General features: G+C 65.5%; 10 protein-coding genes and 4 pseudogenes. 7 read left to right on the top strand and 7 right to left on the bottom strand.

Annotation, left to right across the window (positions count from 1 at the left end):
* The first annotated feature begins 334 nt into the window (after positions 1–334).
* From U5S82_21840 to U5S82_21830, 3 genes are all read left to right on the top strand, one after another.
* Positions 335–2,041: an NAD(P)H-dependent oxidoreductase subunit E gene (locus tag U5S82_21840; protein MDZ7754202.1), complete on the top strand. Its 1,707-nt coding sequence runs from the start codon at positions 335–337 to the stop codon at positions 2,039–2,041.
* Positions 2,041–4,833: a formate dehydrogenase subunit alpha gene (fdhF, locus tag U5S82_21835; GenBank protein ID MDZ7754201.1), complete on the top strand. Its 2,793-nt coding sequence runs from the start codon at positions 2,041–2,043 to the stop codon at positions 4,831–4,833. The genes U5S82_21840 and fdhF overlap by 1 nt, the downstream gene beginning before the upstream one ends.
* 236 nt (positions 4,834–5,069) lie before the next feature.
* Positions 5,070–5,309 carry a type II toxin-antitoxin system ParD family antitoxin gene (locus U5S82_21830; protein ID MDZ7754200.1) on the top strand — a complete coding sequence of 80 codons (240 nt, stop codon included), beginning with the start codon at positions 5,070–5,072 and terminating at the stop codon, positions 5,307–5,309.
* Between the two features lie 266 nt (positions 5,310–5,575).
* Here the strand turns inward: U5S82_21830 and U5S82_21825 are convergent, their stop codons facing one another.
* The gene (locus U5S82_21825) at positions 5,576–5,866 is read right to left on the bottom strand and encodes a hypothetical protein (GenBank protein ID MDZ7754199.1); all 291 of its coding nucleotides are present in this window, start codon (positions 5,864–5,866) and stop codon (positions 5,576–5,578) included.
* Between the two features lie 222 nt (positions 5,867–6,088).
* Here U5S82_21825 and U5S82_21820 point away from each other — a divergent pair.
* A pseudogene (locus U5S82_21820) lies at positions 6,089–6,154 on the top strand (hypothetical protein).
* Between the two features lie 150 nt (positions 6,155–6,304).
* Here U5S82_21820 and U5S82_21815 read toward each other — a convergent pair.
* The 3 genes from U5S82_21815 to U5S82_21805 form a co-directional block, all read right to left on the bottom strand.
* Positions 6,305–6,601, bottom strand: coding sequence for a type II toxin-antitoxin system RelE/ParE family toxin (locus tag U5S82_21815; protein ID MDZ7754198.1), 297 nt, complete (start codon positions 6,599–6,601; stop codon positions 6,305–6,307).
* Positions 6,601–6,807, bottom strand: coding sequence for an addiction module protein (locus U5S82_21810; protein MDZ7754197.1), 207 nt, complete (start codon positions 6,805–6,807; stop codon positions 6,601–6,603). The genes U5S82_21815 and U5S82_21810 overlap by 1 nt, the downstream gene beginning before the upstream one ends.
* Positions 6,808–7,395: 588 nt before the next feature.
* Positions 7,396–7,734: a helix-turn-helix domain-containing protein gene (locus U5S82_21805; GenBank protein ID MDZ7754196.1), complete on the bottom strand. Its 339-nt coding sequence runs from the start codon at positions 7,732–7,734 to the stop codon at positions 7,396–7,398.
* Here U5S82_21805 and U5S82_21800 point away from each other — a divergent pair.
* From U5S82_21800 to U5S82_21790, 3 genes and pseudogenes are all read left to right on the top strand, one after another.
* Positions 7,702–7,773, top strand: a pseudogene (locus U5S82_21800) (hypothetical protein). The gene U5S82_21805 and the pseudogene U5S82_21800 sit on opposite strands and share 33 nt — an antisense overlap.
* 217 nt (positions 7,774–7,990) lie before the next feature.
* Positions 7,991–8,776 (top strand): annotated as a pseudogene (locus U5S82_21795) (YHS domain-containing protein).
* 50 nt (positions 8,777–8,826) lie between these two features.
* Positions 8,827–9,180 (top strand): phenol hydroxylase subunit P4, encoded by a 354-nt coding sequence (locus U5S82_21790; GenBank protein MDZ7754195.1) that lies wholly within the window; start codon positions 8,827–8,829, stop codon positions 9,178–9,180.
* Between the two features lie 511 nt (positions 9,181–9,691).
* Here the strand turns inward: U5S82_21790 and U5S82_21785 are convergent.
* The 3 genes and pseudogenes from U5S82_21785 to U5S82_21775 all read right to left on the bottom strand — a co-directional run bounded on the left by U5S82_21785 (position 9,692) and on the right by U5S82_21775 (position 16,658).
* Positions 9,692–11,852: pseudogene (locus U5S82_21785) on the bottom strand (molybdopterin-dependent oxidoreductase).
* A gap of 13 nt (positions 11,853–11,865) precedes the next feature.
* Positions 11,866–14,472, bottom strand: a complete 2,607-nt coding sequence (gene nirB / locus U5S82_21780) for a nitrite reductase large subunit NirB (GenBank protein ID MDZ7754194.1) — start codon at positions 14,470–14,472, stop codon at positions 11,866–11,868.
* Positions 14,469–16,658 carry a nitrate ABC transporter ATP-binding protein gene (locus U5S82_21775; GenBank protein MDZ7754193.1) on the bottom strand — a complete coding sequence of 730 codons (2,190 nt, stop codon included), beginning with the start codon at positions 16,656–16,658 and terminating at the stop codon, positions 14,469–14,471. The genes nirB and U5S82_21775 overlap by 4 nt, the downstream gene beginning before the upstream one ends.
* Positions 16,659–16,663 lie beyond the last annotated feature (5 nt).

Genomic DNA, 16,663 nt, shown 5'->3' with positions numbered 1-16,663 from the left:
TGCGGATTCCGACCAGGCGGCCACGCCACGAGCCAATGGCGCAGAAGCATGTAACGGTGGTGGCACAATAGCCACGGGGTCGCTCCACGGGCGTCACACCGGGTCCACGCGCGACGGGAAGCCATGCCGCCCTTGCGCCGCCTTGGCCTTGGCCATGGCCGACCCTAACCCGGGGCGCTGTCGTTGTTTTGCCGATACCGTGGGGTCGGTTGGCGCCAAGGGAGAGCGCACACACGCCCCGCTATCGGCTCCTCTGGCATACCCTTTGCTGGGCAGTACGAAGCATCGGACGTACCCCTGCGTCCGTACCATGGTGGAGGTCGCAGCACCGCACATGACGAACGTCGCTCAATCGAAGACTCTTCCTCGCAAAGGAAGTGGCAAGAAACGCGGACATCTGAAAGGCCGGCAGCCGCAAGAACAGGCCCTGGCCGAAGTAAGGGTCTTGCTGGGGGACGGCCCCCGCCGCCGCGACCTGCTCATCGAGTACCTGCACCTCATCCAGGACGGCTACAGGCATATCTCCGCCGCCCACATGGTGGCCCTGGCCCACGAACTCGGCCTCGCCATGACCGAGGTCTACGAGGTCGCCACCTTCTATCATCATTTCGATGTCATCAAACCGGGGGACACCCCGCCGCCGCCGCTGACCGTGCGCGTGTGCGACTCCGTGACCTGTGAGATGTACGGTTGCGACGAACTCATGGCCACCCTGAAAGCGAAGCTGGGACCCGGCGTGCGCATCCAGCCCGTGCCCTGCGTGGGCCGCTGCCACGAGGCCCCCGTGGTCGTGCTGGGGCGCAACCCCATCGGCCACGCCACGCCGGAGACGGTGGCCGCCGCCGTCGATGCCGGGTCGGTGAAGCCTCCGGCGCCCGCGGGAGTCACCCATTACGCCGCCTACCGCCAGGAGGGGGGCTATGAGTTGCTGGCCGAGTGTGTGGCGGGCCGGCGCGACGTGGAGGACATCATCACCACCCTGGAGAACGCCAAGCTGCGGGGCCTGGGGGGCGCCGGCTTTCCGGCAGGGCGCAAGTGGCGTGCATTGCGCGACGAGCCCGAGCCCCGCTATGTCACCATCAACATCGACGAGGGCGAGCCCGGGACCTTCAAGGATGGCCATTATCTGGAGCGTGACCCCCACCGTTTCCTGGAGGGCAGCCTCATCGGCGCCTGGGCCGTCAACGCCCCCGATGTCTATCTCTACCTGCGGGACGAATACGCCACCGCCGAGGGTATCCTCCACCAGGCGGTGGCAGACCTGGAAGCTAATCCGCCCTGTCCCCTGCCCCGGGTCCATATCCGGCGGGGCGCCGGCGCCTATATCTGTGGCGAAGAATCGGCCATGGTGGAGTCCATCGAAGGCAAACGCGGCATGCCCCGCCTGCGCCCGCCCCTGGTGGCCCAGGTGGGCGTCTTCGGGCGACCCACCCTGGAACAAAACCTGGAGACCATGTACTGGGTGCGGGATGTCCTGGAAAAGGGCCCGGAGTGGTTCGCCGGCCAGGGTCGCCACGGCCGCCACGGCCTGCGCTCCTTCTCCGTCAGCGGCCGGGTGAAACGTCCGGGCGTCCACCTGGCCCCCGCCGGTATCACCCTGCGGGAACTCATCGATGAGTACTGTGGCGGCATGCTGGACGGCCACACCCTGTACGGTTATTTCCCCGGCGGCGCCTCCGGCGGCATCCTCCCCGCATCCAAGGCCGACGTGCCCCTGGACTTCGACACCCTCCAGGAGGTGGATTCCAGCTGCTTCATCGGTTCGGCCGCCATCATCGTGCTGTCCGACCACGACAGCGCCCGCCAGGCCGCCCTCAATGCCATGCGCTTCTTCGCCCACGAATCCTGCGGACAGTGCACACCGTGCCGCGTGGGGACGGTCAAGGCCGTGGCCCTGATGGAGCAGGAGACCTGGGACGAGGCGTTGCTCGAGGAGCTGTCCACCGCCATGGTAGACGCCTCCATCTGCGGCCTGGGTCAGGCGGCCCCGAACCCGCTGCGCTGTGCCCTCAAATATTTTCCCCAGGAGTTCGACCGCTAATGGCTGCCAACCCCCAAACCGTCGCCGCGAGCACCATCCGATTCGACCTCAACGGCCAGCCCGTGGAGGCCCTGGAGGGCGAGACCATCCTCCAGGCCGCCCGGCGCATCGGCGTCGAGATCCCCAGCCTGTGCTTCAAGGAGGGCTATCGCGAGGTCGGCAACTGCCGCTCCTGCATGGTGGAGATCGACGGCGAGCGGGTCCTGGCACCTTCCTGCTGCCGGGCGCCCAGGGACGGCATGACCGTGCGCAGCGACAGCGATCGCGCCCGGCTGTCCCAGCGCATGGTGCTCGAACTGCTGCTGGCGGACATGCCCGAACAGACGACCTCTCCCCATACACCGAACTCCGAGCTCGACCACTGGGCCGGCAAGCTCGGCGTGGGCCGGCCCCGCTTCGGGCAGCGCCCCCAGCCCACCCCCGACCTCAGCAACGCCGCCATCGCCGTGAACCTGGATACCTGTATCCAGTGTACCCGTTGCGTGCGCGCCTGCCGTGAGGAACAGGTCAACGATGTCATCGGCTATGCCTTCCGCGGCGAGCATTCCAAGATCGTCTTCGACCTCGATGACCCCATGGGAGACAGCACCTGCGTCACCTGCGGCGAGTGCGTCCAGGCCTGCCCCACGGGTGCCCTGATGCCCGCCCATGAGGTGGGCCAAGTGGCGTCGGACAGGCAGGTGAAGTCCGTGTGCCCCTACTGTGGCGTGGGCTGCCTGCTCACCTATCATGTGAAGGACGACACAATTCTCTATACGAACGGCCGCGACGGCCCCTCCAACCACAGCCGCCTGTGCGTCAAGGGCCGCTACGGCTTCGACTATGTCCATCACGCCAACCGCCTGACCACCCCCCTCATCCGCCGCGAAGGCATGCCCAAGACCCCCGAGATACTGGGGCATGACCGGCTGCACGAGTATTTCCGCGAGGCGAGTTGGGAAGAGGCCCTGGCGGTGGCCACGGGTGGCCTCACGCGCATCCGTGACGACAAGGGCGGCCAGGCCCTGGCCGGCTTCGGCTCCGCCAAAGGCAGCAACGAGGAGGCCTACCTGTTCCAGAAGCTGGTGCGCACCGGCTTCCATACCAACAACGTCGACCACTGCACCCGTCTGTGCCACGCCTCCTCCGTGGCCGCCATGCTGGAGACCATCGGCTCGGGCTCCGTCTCCAACCAGGTGGCCGACGTGGCCGAGGCCGAGGTCATCATCATCATCGGCGCCCGGCCCACGGTGAATCACCCGGTGGCCGCCACCTTCATGAAGAACGCGGCCAAGAGCGGCAAGAAGCTCGTCCTCATGGACCCCTACCGCTCCGAGTTGGCCCGCCATGCCAGCTATTCCCTGCAGTTCAACGCCGACACCGACGTACCCCTGTTGAACGCCATGATGTACACCATCATCGAGGAGGGCCTGCAGAACGACGCCTACATCCGCGACCATACCGAGGGTTACGAGGCCCTGAAGCAGAACGTCATGGACTACCCGCCGGAGCAGGTGGCGGCCATCACCGGCATCCCGGCCCAGACCATCCGCGAGGTGGCCCGTCTCTATGCCACCGCCAAGGGGGCCATGATCTTCTGGGGCATGGGGATCTCCCAGCACATCCACGGCACCGACAACGCCCGCTGTCTCATCGCCCTGGCTCTGCTCACGGGCCAGATCGGCCGCCCCGGCACCGGCCTGCATCCCCTGCGCGGCCAGAACAACGTCCAGGGGGCCTCGGACGTGGGCCTCATCCCTATGGTCTACCCCGACTACCAGCGGGTGGACGACCCGGTGATCCAGAAGAAGTTCGAGCAGCTGTGGGACACACCCCTGGACCCCAAGCCGGGGCTCACGGTGGTGGAGATCATGAACGCCATCCACGAGGACCGGCTCCACGGCATGTACATCATGGGGGAGAACCCCGCCATGTCGGACCCCAACCTGAACCACGCCCGGGAGGCCCTGGCGCGCCTCGATCACCTGGTGGTGCAGGACATCTTCTTCACCGAGACCGCGGGCTTCGCCGATGTCATCCTGCCCGCCTCCGCCTTCCCCGAGAAGACCGGCACCTTCACCAACACCGACCGCCGCGTCCAGCTCGGCCGCCAGGCCATCGATCCCCCCGGCGACGCCCGCCAGGACCTGTGGATCATCCAGCAGATGGCCAAGGGTCTGGGGCTGCAGTGGTCCTATGAGTCCGTGAGCGACGTGTTCGAGGAGATGCGCCACGCGACCCCCAGCCTCGCGGGCATGACCTGGGAGCGCCTCAGTGCGGAAGACACCCTCACCTATCCCCTGACCCACGAAGGCGACCCCGGCGAACCCATCATCTTCCAGCAGGGCTTCCCCACCGCCAGCGGCCGCGCCCGCTTCGTCCCCGCCCAGCACATCCATGCCGACGAGGTGCCGGACACCGACTATCCCTTCGTGTTCACCACCGGCCGCCAGTTGGAGCACTGGCACACCGGCAGCATGACCCGCCATGCCACGGTGCTGGACGCCATAGAGCCCGAGGCGGTGGCCAGCCTCCACCCCCAGGACATGCAGGAACTGGGGATCCGCCCCGGCGAGCGGGTGACCATCACCTCACGGCGCGGCGAGATCACGGCCACCGCGCGCGCCGACCGCGGCATGGCCCGGCGCTCGGTGTTCATGCCGTTCTGCTACCACGAGGCTGCCGCCAATCTCCTGACCAACGAGGCCCTCGACCCCTACGGCAAGATCCCCGAGTTCAAATACTGCGCCATCCGCGTACGTCCCGCCGCGCCGGCCGCGTCCCGGCCGGAGCAGCAGGCCGCCAGCGCCTGAACAGGCGGCTCCCCGCGGAAACACCGGTTTAATCCATCCCGCCCCGGATCGACGATTAAACCGCGCCACCCGACCCGGTAAACGCCCGGGTTGGGCAACCCTTACCTGAGAGGGACCCTCGCACCGCCAGGTGTGGGGTGTTTTGCGCGGCGCGGATTTACCAGCGTCCCCTTGAGTCCTTGGTTATGTGCCGCTACCATAATTTGGTATTTATTAGTGCAGACGAGGTTTTCCTTATGGCCAAGAACACCAGCGTAAGCTTGGGTGAGCACTTCGATCAGTTTATTGCCGCCCAGCTTGAAAAAGGGCGATATGGCTCTGCTACCGAGGTAGTGCGCGCCGGCTTGCGTTTGCTCGAAACCGAAGAAGTGAAATTGGACGCGTTGCGCAGATTGATTGACGAAGGCCGCAAGAGCGGGACAGCCGAGTACAGCTATGAGAACTTCATGGCGGAACTGGACAAAGAGTTTGGCTAGGGGCTTCTTTTTCGGTATCGAACGCCGCCAAGGCTGACTTGAAAAATATCGCAAGGTTTACGGAAGAACGATGGGGACGGGAACAGCGTAAGCAATACTTCAAAGGGATGGACGATGCTTTCCACCAGTTGGCCGATGGTCCAACACTCGGCGTTTCCTGCGAATACATTGCCGCGAATTTGCGCAAGCATACATTCCAATTAAAATGCTTTGCGTAAGCCGAAAACATTTCTTTAACGGGTTGGAGTAGCTTGTTGCTAAGTTCCTCAGTACTTATCTCGCCATACGTCTTCGTGATTTTCCTCCAGATACTCGAAGCCCTCGATACTTGTAAACTCTTCAATGCCTTCTTCGCGCATCGCTTTGATCGCCGTTCTTATGGCGATGTCTGGGCTTTGAAAATATTCACACCACGTCGAGAAGATTCCTCGTTCATTAAAGACTGCTAGAGACCATTCGTCGTTTCCCATCTTAGTAACGACAATGTCCAATCGAATGCCATCGACAACGTAAGGCATGTGCCGTTCTTCACGGGCGTCCTGCGTTGAATAGTTCATTGCACATCCTCCTCGTGTACTGGTTTGCTTTAACTGCGGCGAAGCAAAGTGTTTCATAGTTCGTGGCTTTTTCCTGCCTTGTGATCACGTAGTCCACATTCGGCAAGCGCGTCCAATTTGCCGGCCTCAACATCTTGTTCCAGTTTCTGGCTCCACGCTTTTGCATCACACTGGGCAAACCACTCACGAAAGCTCGACTATCACCCCCACTGCCATGTCGTCGTGCCCGGCGGCGCCATCGACCGCAGGCGCAAACAGTGGAAAAAGCTCAAGGGCAACTGCCTGTTCAATGAATTCGCCCTGGCCTGGGTATTCCGGGCCCGCTTTCTCGCTGCCATCAATGCCGAGGCCCTGCCAATCCCGACGCGGCTGCCCGCAAAGTGGGTGGCCGACAACACCGGGATAAGATCGCGGCTACGCGCGATCTATCCTTATTCGCTATGTTTCATCTCGACCAACCCAGTAGTCCGGCTTCCGGTGCTGGTGGGCTACCGCGATAACAAGAATATGGTCTTCTTCCACGGAGTACATCAATTTATACGGAAACTTGTGCAGGAGGCACTTCCGTGCTTCACCCCGCTCTATGGACCACGCTTTAGGATACTCGGCAATTCGTAATGCGGCCTTTCTCACTTCTTCCTTGAATCTGCGCCCAAGCCCTGAATATTCGAGCTCATAGTAACGGGTCGCATCTTCCAGCTCCTGCCTCGCTATCCTGGTGAATATGACGCGCATCATTTTTCGTTAAATATTTCCTCCATCGGGACACCTTTGAGCTTTCCTTCCCGATAAGCCTTGAGTCTCTTTTCCACTTCTTCAGCCCATATTTCATCGAGCCTTTTGTCCGGTTCATCTAGGCTCTTTATCAGACCTTCAACCAAGGTGAACCGCTCCTCTGGTTTCAGTTTCATTGCCTCATCTAACAGCTCCTTCGTGCTCATTGTCTTTACCTCCGATTTTCATGAATCATAACGCCCGGCAAACCCGCGAGCGAGACCGGTGTGGCCGTTGCGTCCCTTGCAACGGCGGTGACGGGATCGACCGGGGGGTTCAGCCGGTTGTTTGACGGTCGCCGCACTTCACTCGCCTTCCAATGCAATCCGATACCACGGTGAGCCCGCCCCGAAGAGCTTCCTCGCAGCGATCGAAACTACCGCATCGACAATACTGCCGCAGTCACTGCCCGTTGCGAAGCGTGGTTCGTTGAAGCAGCGGTCGCAAATGCCTGCATAGGGGGTCTTCCCTGGACAATATCGGCTGAAAATAGCGTCCTGGCGGTGACGGTGCAAATGGCCCGCGGCGGGTTCTCGATTCGGAGGAAGTACAAGTTGAGCGTGTAGCGCATCGAACGCCCGCGGGGGAGCGTGTAGCGAGTACAGCGAGCAATTCCGGGCAGACGGCACGGCGGGACTCTCGGGTGAGGCTGGCCGTGGTGCCGCCTTCCGAGGATGCCGGTTCAAGCCCGGCATGACGGTGGAGGGTGCAGAGACGGAGGTGCCAGACGGCAGAGGGATCGGACGGCAGAGGGATCAGAGGGTGTCCCGGGTCAGGCCAAGGCGTTTGGCGGCTTCGCTGTGGTTGCCGCCGCAGCGGCGTACGGCCTCCCGGAACATGGCCGCTTCCACGGCCTCGAAGCCCTCGCCGGCATCCAGCAGTTCCGCCACCAGGCCCTCGGTGTCCCGGGGCTCCCGGCCCGCCGCCGGGAAGTGCAGGGGCAGGGAGATGTCGGTGGCGGGGAACAGGCGCCGCGGTGGATCAGGCCGTCGCGGTCCGCCAGAGTGGTGAAGGACTGGTTCGAGCTGTTCGTGGCCCAGGACGTGGTGCTGGACGGCCTCATGTATCCCCTGGTCTACCGCGAGTTCGACCACCGCCTGGCCCCCGCCAGCGGTCCGGTTCTCACCCTGCTCACCGCCTTCATGCGGCAATGGGCCCAGGAGCACGGCCGCTGGACCGGTGCGGTCATGAAGAGGGCCCCGTGGCGGAGTCCCCCGATAATGCGACCCTCATCGGTAGCTGGCTCGACCACTGGCATCCTCGCTGCCACGACGCCCTCGCCCCTTGACCGCAGCCGCCTTCGCCGACCATGCTCCGGCCATGATGGCGGCCGCCGGCGCCGCCTTCAGCAACGAGCGCATCTGGTACCTGTCGGTGCCCAAATCCTTCTTCCAGGACGTCCTCAGCGCCGGGCCCTTCGAGTACGTGGTGGCCATCTGCTTCTCCTTCGAATACGTCCTCACCAACCTCATTCTCATGCCCTTCATGTCGCGCGCCGCCTACAACGGCGACATGGCCACCGTCACTTTCGGCTTCTCCGCCCAGTCGGACGAGGCCCGCCACATGACCCTGGGCCTCGAGGTCATCAAGTTCCTGCTGGAGCAGCACCCGGACAACGTGCCCATCATCCAGGGCTGGATCGACAAGTGGTTCTGGCGCGGCTACCGGGTCCTGACCCTGGTGGCGGCCATGATGGATTACATGCTACCCAAGCGGGTGATGTCCTGGACCGAGGCCTGGGAGATGTGCTTCGAGCAGGGCAAGCGCTTCATCAACCCGGTGCTGTTCACCCTGTGCCAGATCTGCCAGGTGCCCATGATCTTCACCATCTTCACCGAGCCCGGTGATCCCACCACCATCTGCGTGCGCACCAGCCTCTACCGCGACGAGCGCTACACCTTCTGCTCCGATGGCTGCAAGGACATTTTCGACCACGAGCCCGAGAAATACGTCCAGGCCTGGATGCCCACCCACCAGGTCAACATGGGCCACTGTGGCGGCACCACCATCGACGAGGTGCTGGCCTGGTACCACATCGACGGCCAGCGGGACGGCATGGATTACGAGGGCTCCGAGGACCAGCGCCACTGGAACGAATGGACGGGGGGCGGTAAGAAGGATGGAGAGGCGGCCTGAATGACACCCAGGACATGCAAAGCTCGACCGATGATGGGAGGGGACGCAAGATGACCGTCAAGGCAATCTACGACGGCCACCACGGCGAGGTGGTGGATGCCGTGGTCAACTTCAATGGCAATATACTGCTCTACGTGTTGTGGGACGGCGACTTGCTCTACGGCGCCCCGGGCACCCTCCAGGTGTCACCGAACACCCCCTTCGGCGAGTTCCGGGACGACGCTCTGTCCCCTGCCTACGCCGGCCATCCCCACTGGCCCCGGGTGGACTGGCAGCGCGTAAGCTGGAACCTTGATGGCAAGGACATCGCGCCCCTCAACCACGAGAGCCTCGCCGCCCTGGGCGCCGGCCATAAGTCCATGCTGCGCTTTCGCACCCCCGAGACTCCCACCCTGACGGCCTGACCCCGAACCATGCCCCGCCTGAATAGATGCTAACAAGCTTTGTTAATTCATCCATGTTTACCTCATTCAAGCTAACTAACCGGCTTTCGGTTGAGGACATGGGTAGGGATCAGCGTGGTCTTGACGTCATTGTGGCAAAGCAGCAGGTCATTGAAACGGTGGGGGCGGATGCCTGCATGGTGGGTCTTCCCAGGGCAATGTCGGTTAAAAATAGCGCCCCAGGGGGGCGGTGCAAATGGCCTGCGCATTGGGTCGGGATTTGCAAGTGGTGCTGCCTGGGGGCGTAGTGGTCCGAACGTTTACGGGGGGCATATAGTGAATGCAGTGTGTGATTCCGGGCTGATGGCACGGCGGGGCTCGCGGGTGGGGCTGGCCGTGGTACCGCCTTCCCTGGATGCCGGGGCAAGCCCGGCACGACGGTAAGGAGGTCGATGCGCGGAATCGGGCCCCGGTGGCGCTGGTCCCTGGATGCCGGGGCAAGCCCGGCATGACGCGTACACTGGCATAGTCATCAGATCATTTCATCGACTACCTGCGCCTGGTCGCCCACGCCGGCGTGGCCGTGGTGGCGGGCGATTAGCGCGCCGATCTCCGCCAGGCAGGAACCGCAGTTGGTGCCGGCACCCAGGGCGTGACCGATGGCCTCGGGGGTGGTCATGCCGTCTTGCCGGATGGCCTTCTCCAGGGTGCGGGCGCCCACTCCGAAACAGGCGCAGACGACGGCGCCGGCATCGGCCGCGGCATCGCGGGGCACCCCGGCCAGCAGGTCCATGCGCTCCCGGGCGCCGAGGGTATCGCGGGTGAACAGGCCCACCAGCCAGTCGCGGGCCGGCAGGCGGTGATCGGGGCCGATGAAGAGACACATCTGGAGGCGGTCGGCGACGACGCTGACTCCCCGGTAGTGGCCCCCCGCGCGGTCCATCAGCTCCGCCCACTGCCCCTCCCGGCCGCGGTCCAGGCAGCGTGCCACCTCAGACCAGTCGTCCCCATGGTCATCCCCCGCCAGCTCGTAATGCCACAGACCTTCCCGCCGTGCCCGGCTCCAGTAACTGGCGCCCGCGGGTGCCGCGACGGCCTCCCGGGTCAAGAGGAATCCATGCCACGCCGGCCGGTAGGGGGCCACGGCGACGGGCGTATGCTTGAACTCCGGCTGGCCCGACACGGGATCCGTGACCGGATTCACCAGCGCCCCGGCGCCGGCGGCACTGGCGAACTGCCGGTTCCAGTGCATGGGCATGAAGACCTCGCCTGGGCGCTGCTCCCGGGTCGGGCGGCAGCGCACCACCGCCTCGCCCCAGGCGCTCGCCACCCGCACCAGGCCGCCCTCCTCCACTCCCCGGGCCGCGGCATCGTCGGGATGGATGGCGAGGAAGGGTTCGGGGTGGTGAGCCCACAGGCGGGGCGCCATGCCGGTGCGGGTCATGGTGTGCCATTGGTCCCGCAGGCGCCCGGTGTTGAGTACCAGGGGATAGGCCGCGCTCACCCCGTGCCCCGGCGGGCGGGGCGTCACGGCGACGAAGCAGGCACGCCCGCTGGGAGTATGAAAGCGGCCGTCGCCGAACACGCGGCGGGTGCCGTCGCGACGCCCCGCCGGCACCGACCATTGCACGGGCTCGAGGCCGTCGTATTGGTGTTCTTCCAGGGCGGCCAGGCCGGAGATATCGAAGCCCCGGGTACCCTCGTTGTTGAGGCCCGACAGGCGGGCGTGCTCGGCGAAGATCTCCCGCGGATGGCCGTAATCGAAGCCCTCGTAACCCAGCCGCCCGGCCACCTGGCACAGGATCCACCAATCGGGCCGGCCGGCACCCTTGTGTTCCAGGAAGGGGCGCTGGCGGGAAATGGTGCGTGAGGCGCTCCACATCGGCCTCGTCGAGACCGCAGTGAGTCGCCACGGCGGTGATGGAGGGGGCATACCAGCGGGCCTGCTGCAGGGCCTGGTCCAGCCCTTCAGTATGGTTCTCCACGAAGGCACCGTCCATGCACCCTGCGCCATGCAGCCAGGCAAGGAGGCCACTGAACAGGATGCCGTCCGTACCGGACCGCAGGGCCAGGTGCAGATCGGCGGCCTCGCAGGTGGCGGTGGTCCGGGGGTCCACCACCACCACCCGCAGGTCGGGATTGTCCTGCTTCGCGGCCACGATGCGCCGGTAGAGCACCGGATGGCACCACGCGGTGTTGGAGCCCACCAGCACGATGAGTTCCGCCTGCTCGAAGTCCTCGTAACAGCCGGGCACGGTGTCGCTGCCGAAGGCCCGGCGGTGGCCGGCCACCGAGGAGGCCATGCACAGCCGCGAGTTGGTGTCGATGTTGGCGGAGCCCATGAAGCCCTTCATGAGCTTGTTGGCGACGTAGTAGTCCTCGGTGAGCAACTGCCCCGAGACGTAGAAGGCCACGGCATCGGGGCCATGGGTATCAATGACGCGCCGGAAACCATCCGCCACGGTATCGAGGGCGCGTTCCCAGGACACCGGGACGCCCGCCACCTGCGGCGTATTCAGGCGCCCGTCGTCCCCCACGGTCTGGGCGAGGGCCGCTCCTTTGGAGCACAGCCGGCCGCGATTGGAGGGATGGTCCGGGTCGCCCCTGACCTGCCAGCCCGCCGTGCCATCGCGGGACACCAGCAGGCCACAGCCGACGCCGCAGTACGGGCAGGTGGTGCGTACGTTGGCCATGGGCCGTGGGCCGTCAGGCGGCCGTCCGGCCGGCCGTCAGGCTGAGGTGCACCAGCCCCTCTTCCACCTTCACTCCGTAGGCGTGGACGCAGCCCTCGTCCGGCCCCAGCACCTGGCCGCTGGCGAGGTCGATCTGCCAGTTGTGCAGCGGACAGGTGACGGTGGTGCCGTGGACGATGCCCTGGGACAGGGGGCCGCCGCGATGGGGACAGCTGTCCCGCAGGGCGAAGACCCGGTCGTCGCGGGTGCGGAACAGGGCGATGGCCAGGGTGTCGGTGACCACGGTGCGGGACCCCAGGCGTGGGATATCCTCCAGCCGGGCGATGACGATCCAGTCGTTCATGGTTTTAAACTCCGGGTTGATGGCCGCGCGGCCCATGGCGCTACGGCCATCAGTTGGCGATGCGCAGGGGGTGAACTCGCCGGCCGCGGCGCCGCGGACCCGCTCCGCCCAGGGGTCCACCTGGGCATGGCGCTGGCTGAGGGTGAAACGCTCCACCAGGGCCGAGCGTCCCGCCGTGTCCTCCAGGACCCGCTGCTTCACATAGGCGAGCCCCACCCGCTCCACCCACGGCGCCGTGCGCTCCAGATAATGGGCCTCCTCGCGGTAGAGCTGGATGAAGGCGGCACAGTACTCCAGCACCTTTTCCTCGCTGTCCACCTTGCACAGGATGTCCGTGGTGCGCACCTTGATGCCGCCGTTGCCACCGATGTGTAGCTCGTAACCCGACTCCACGCACACCACGGCGAAGTCCTTGATGGTGGCCTCGGCGCAGTTGCGCGGACAGCCGGAGACGGCCATCTTGAACTTGTGGGGCATCCACGAACCCCACGTCATCTCCTCCAGCCTCACCCCCAGGGCAGTGGAGTCCTGGGTGCCGAAGCGGCACCACTCGGAACCGACGCAGGTCTTGCAGGTGCGCAGGGCCTTGCCATAGGCATGGCCGGAGACCAGGCCCGCCTGGCCCAGGTCCGCCCATACCGCGGGCAGGTCCTCCTTGGCGATGCCGAAGAGGTCGATGCGCTGGCCGCCCGTGACCTTCACCTCCCGGGCCTTGAACTTCTCCGCCACATCGGCGATGGCCCGCAGCTCGTCGGGCCTGACGAGGCCGCCGAAGAAGCGGGGCACCACGGAATAGCTGCCGTCCTTCTGGATGTTGCCGTGGGCCCGCTCGTTGATGAAGCGCGACTGGGCGTCGTCCACGTACTCGCCCGGCCAGGCGGCCAGCAGATAGTAGTTGAGGGCCGGCCGGCACACGTGGCAGCCGTCGGGGGTCTGCCACTCCATGAAGTCAAACACCGCCGGCATGGTCTTCAGCCCGTGCTCGCGGATGGTACGGATCACGTCGTCGTGGCTGTGCTCGGTGCACTTGCACAGGGGCTTGCGGCTGGGGGCCGGATCGTAGCCCTGGCCCACGGTGGCGGCCAGCAGGGCCTCCACCAGGCCGGTGCAAGAGCCACAGGAGCTGGAGGCCTTGGTATGGGCGCGCACGTCGTCCACGGTGAACAGGCCCTTGGCGGCGATGGCGGTGGTGATCGCCCCCTTGCATACGCCGTTGCAGCCGCATATCTCTGCGTCATCCGGCAGCGCCGCCACCCGTGTCTCGTCGCCGTGGCCCGCATCGCCGAGGTCGTGGCGGCCGAACAGCAGGGTGCCGCGGAAACCGGAGACATCGGTGCCCTCCCGCAGTAACTGGAAATACCAGCTGCCGTCCAGGGTGTCGCCGAACAGCACCGCGCCCTTGACCTGGTTGTCCCGCAGCACGAGCTTCTTGTAAACGCCCTGGGCCGGGTCCTGGAGCACCAGGGTCTCGTCTCCCTCCTCCTCGTTGAACTCACCGGCGGAGAACAGATCGATGCCCGTCACCTTGAGCTTGGTGGAGGTGACGGAGCCCTCGTAACGCTGGTGGCCGAGACGGGCCAGGTGACTGGCGCACACCCGCGCCTGCTCGAACAGGGGGGCCACGAGGCCATAACAGGTGCCGCGATGCTGGACGCACTCCCCGACGGCATAGATGCGCGGATCGAAGGTCTGCAGGGTGTCATGGACCACGATGCCCCGGTCGCAGTACAGGCCCGCCTCCCGGGCGAGTTCGATGCTGGGACGGATCCCCACCGCCATCACCACCAGGTCGGCCTCCGCCTCCAGGCCAAGCAGGCCGCCGCCGATGACGACGGCGCGGCCGCCGCTGCGGGCGGCGGCCAGCATGGCCGCCACGTCCGCGATATCGCGAAAACCCATGACCCCGGGCAGCTCGACCCCCGGCACGGGCACCATGAAGGGTTTGGAGCCGGTGGCCAGCAACAGTCGATCATAGGGTTCCCGGTGCCCCGATGCGGTAACGACGTAGCGCGACCCCCGATCGATGGCCACCACGGGATCGCCGGTCAGGAGCCGGATGCCATGGTCCTCGTACCACTCGCGGCCGTTGAGGACGATATCTTCCAGCCCTTTGTCTCCCGACAGCACCGGCGAGAGCAGGATGCGATTGTAGTTGGGATGGGGCTCGGCACCGATGACGGTGATGTCATACATCGCCGGGGCCAGCTTCAACATCTCCTCCAGGGTACGGATCCCCGCCATGCCATTACCCACCACCACCAGCTTCTGCCTCGTCATTGTCTTGCCCCCCCTTTGACCCGTGTTTGCGCCTCCATGGCCCGGGCGGCGAAGTCCCGCGGCGGGTTGAGGGCCGCCAGTTCCGCCATGCCCATGGCCAGATGTCTGATCGGCATCGCCTCCAGATAACCCACGGGGTCACCCGGGTGGAAGCTCATGCCGTCGAAGAACCGGTCCGGGCCCATGTCCAGGACACCGCCGGGTACCTCCATGGCCCAGGGTCCGTCATGGACGCCCTCGTCCTTGACGTCCGCCTCCGGCACCAACATATCTCCATCCTGTGCCGCCAGGCGGTAGAACTCGGGGCGGTAGGCCATGGCCGCCACCCGGTGAAGATCCACGGGCCGATCCACCTGGCCCCAGCGCACCATCTGAGTGAGAAACCACACCGCGTGGGAACGCCAGGGAAAGGTGGCGGCATGGCGGCTGAAGACGTTGAAGTCCGGACGGGCCACGGGGGCCTCGTCGTGGGCGAAGCGGAAGGTGCCGAGGAGCGAATTCTCGAGGACCTCGCGGGGCGCATTGACGTACCGCCCCTTGGCCAGGAGCTGGCAGACCTCGGGGCGGTTCTCCGTCTCGTCGATCCACGCGCAGGCCCGCGCCAGCGCCGTGACCACAGCCCGCAGGGTGTTGGGGTTGGCGGCGGCCCAGGCGCTGGAGACACCGAACACCTTCTCCGGATGGTTGTTCCAGATGTCATGGCTGGTGGCGAGGATGCGGCCGAGGCCGTTGCACACCGCCATGGTGTTCCAGGGTTCTCCCACGGAAAAACCGGAGATCAGGCCCGCTTCCAGGTGACTCACCATCTGGGGTGGCGGCACCACGATGATTTCCAGATCACGATCCGGATCGATGCCGGCGGCGGCGAGCCAGTAACGCAGCAGGTAATTGTGGGAGGAATAGGGAAACACCATGGCGAAGGTGAGAGGCCCCTCGCCCGCCTCGCGGCGCGCGTCGATGACTCGCCTGAGGGCGCGCCCGCTGCCGAGGGGCGTATCCAGGGCCGGCTCCCCGGTGGCCGCCATGCGCTTGTAGAGCGAGCTGGACACGGTGATGCCGTTGCCGTTGAGATCGAGGCTCATGGCGGCCACCGTGGGTGTCGAGCCCGCCAGACCCAGGTTGCTGGCCAGCGGCATGGCCGCCAGCATCTGGGCACCGTCCAGCAGACCCACCGCGACCTTGTCCCGGATGTTGGCCCAGGAGTTCTCCCGGGACAATTCCACGTTCAGGCCCTGTTCCAGGAAGAAACCCTTCTCCTTGGCCACCACCAGGGGCGCGCAGTCCGTCAGGGGAACGAAACCCAGCCGCAGCTCCGGCCGCTCCAGGCGCCGCACACCGGCCGCCTGGGTGGAGCGGATCCAGGCCGACAAGTCCACCACGCTGGCACCGTCGCCGGACCGCGCCGGGGCCTGATGGTTGCGATGGAGAAAACGCACCACCTCGGCGCGATAGTGGTTGTAGACGGGATTCTCGGCCAGGGCCAGGCGGCTGCGGGGCTTCGGCAGGTCCACCTCGAGGATCTCGCCGATGGTGGCCGCCGGGCCATTGGTCATCATGACGATGCGATCGGACAGCAACACCGCCTCGTCCACGTCATGGGTGATCATGATGATGGTGTTCTGCAGCCGACCCTGGATCTCGATGAGGGAATCCTGCATGTGGCTGCGGGTCAACGAATCCCGGGCCCCGAAGGGCTCGTCCATCAGCAGTACCTTGGGCTCCATGGCCAGGGCGCGAGCGATCCCCACGCGCTGCTTCATGCCCCCGGAGATCTCCCCCGGCTTGCGATCCAGGGCGTGATCCATATGTACCAGCTCCAGGTTCTGGAGGGTCCAGAGATGGCGCTCCGCGCGGGTCTTGGTGCGCCTGAACACTCGGTCCACGGCGAGGCGCACGTTGCCGTAAACCGTGAGCCAGGGCATCAGGGCATGGTGCTGGAACACCACGGCACGGTCGGGGCCGGGCTCGTCCACCTCCCGGTTCTGCAGCAACACCCCGCCCTCCGTGGCCTTGAGCAGGCCTGCCACGATATTGAGCACGGTGGACTTGCCGCATCCCGAATGGCCGATGAGGGAGACGAACTCGCCCTCGGCCACCCGCAGGTCGAAGTCTTCGAGCACCCTGATGGGTCCCTGGTCCGAGGGGAAGGTGATGCCGATGTGATCGATGTCGAGATAACTGTTCATATTTA

The sequence above is a fragment of the Gammaproteobacteria bacterium genome, from assembly GCA_034522055.1.
Classification (GTDB): Bacteria; Pseudomonadota; Gammaproteobacteria; order JAABTG01; family JAABTG01; genus JAABTG01.
The sequence above is the reverse complement of the archived record's forward strand: the minus strand, read 5'-3'. Positions and strand labels throughout refer to the sequence as shown.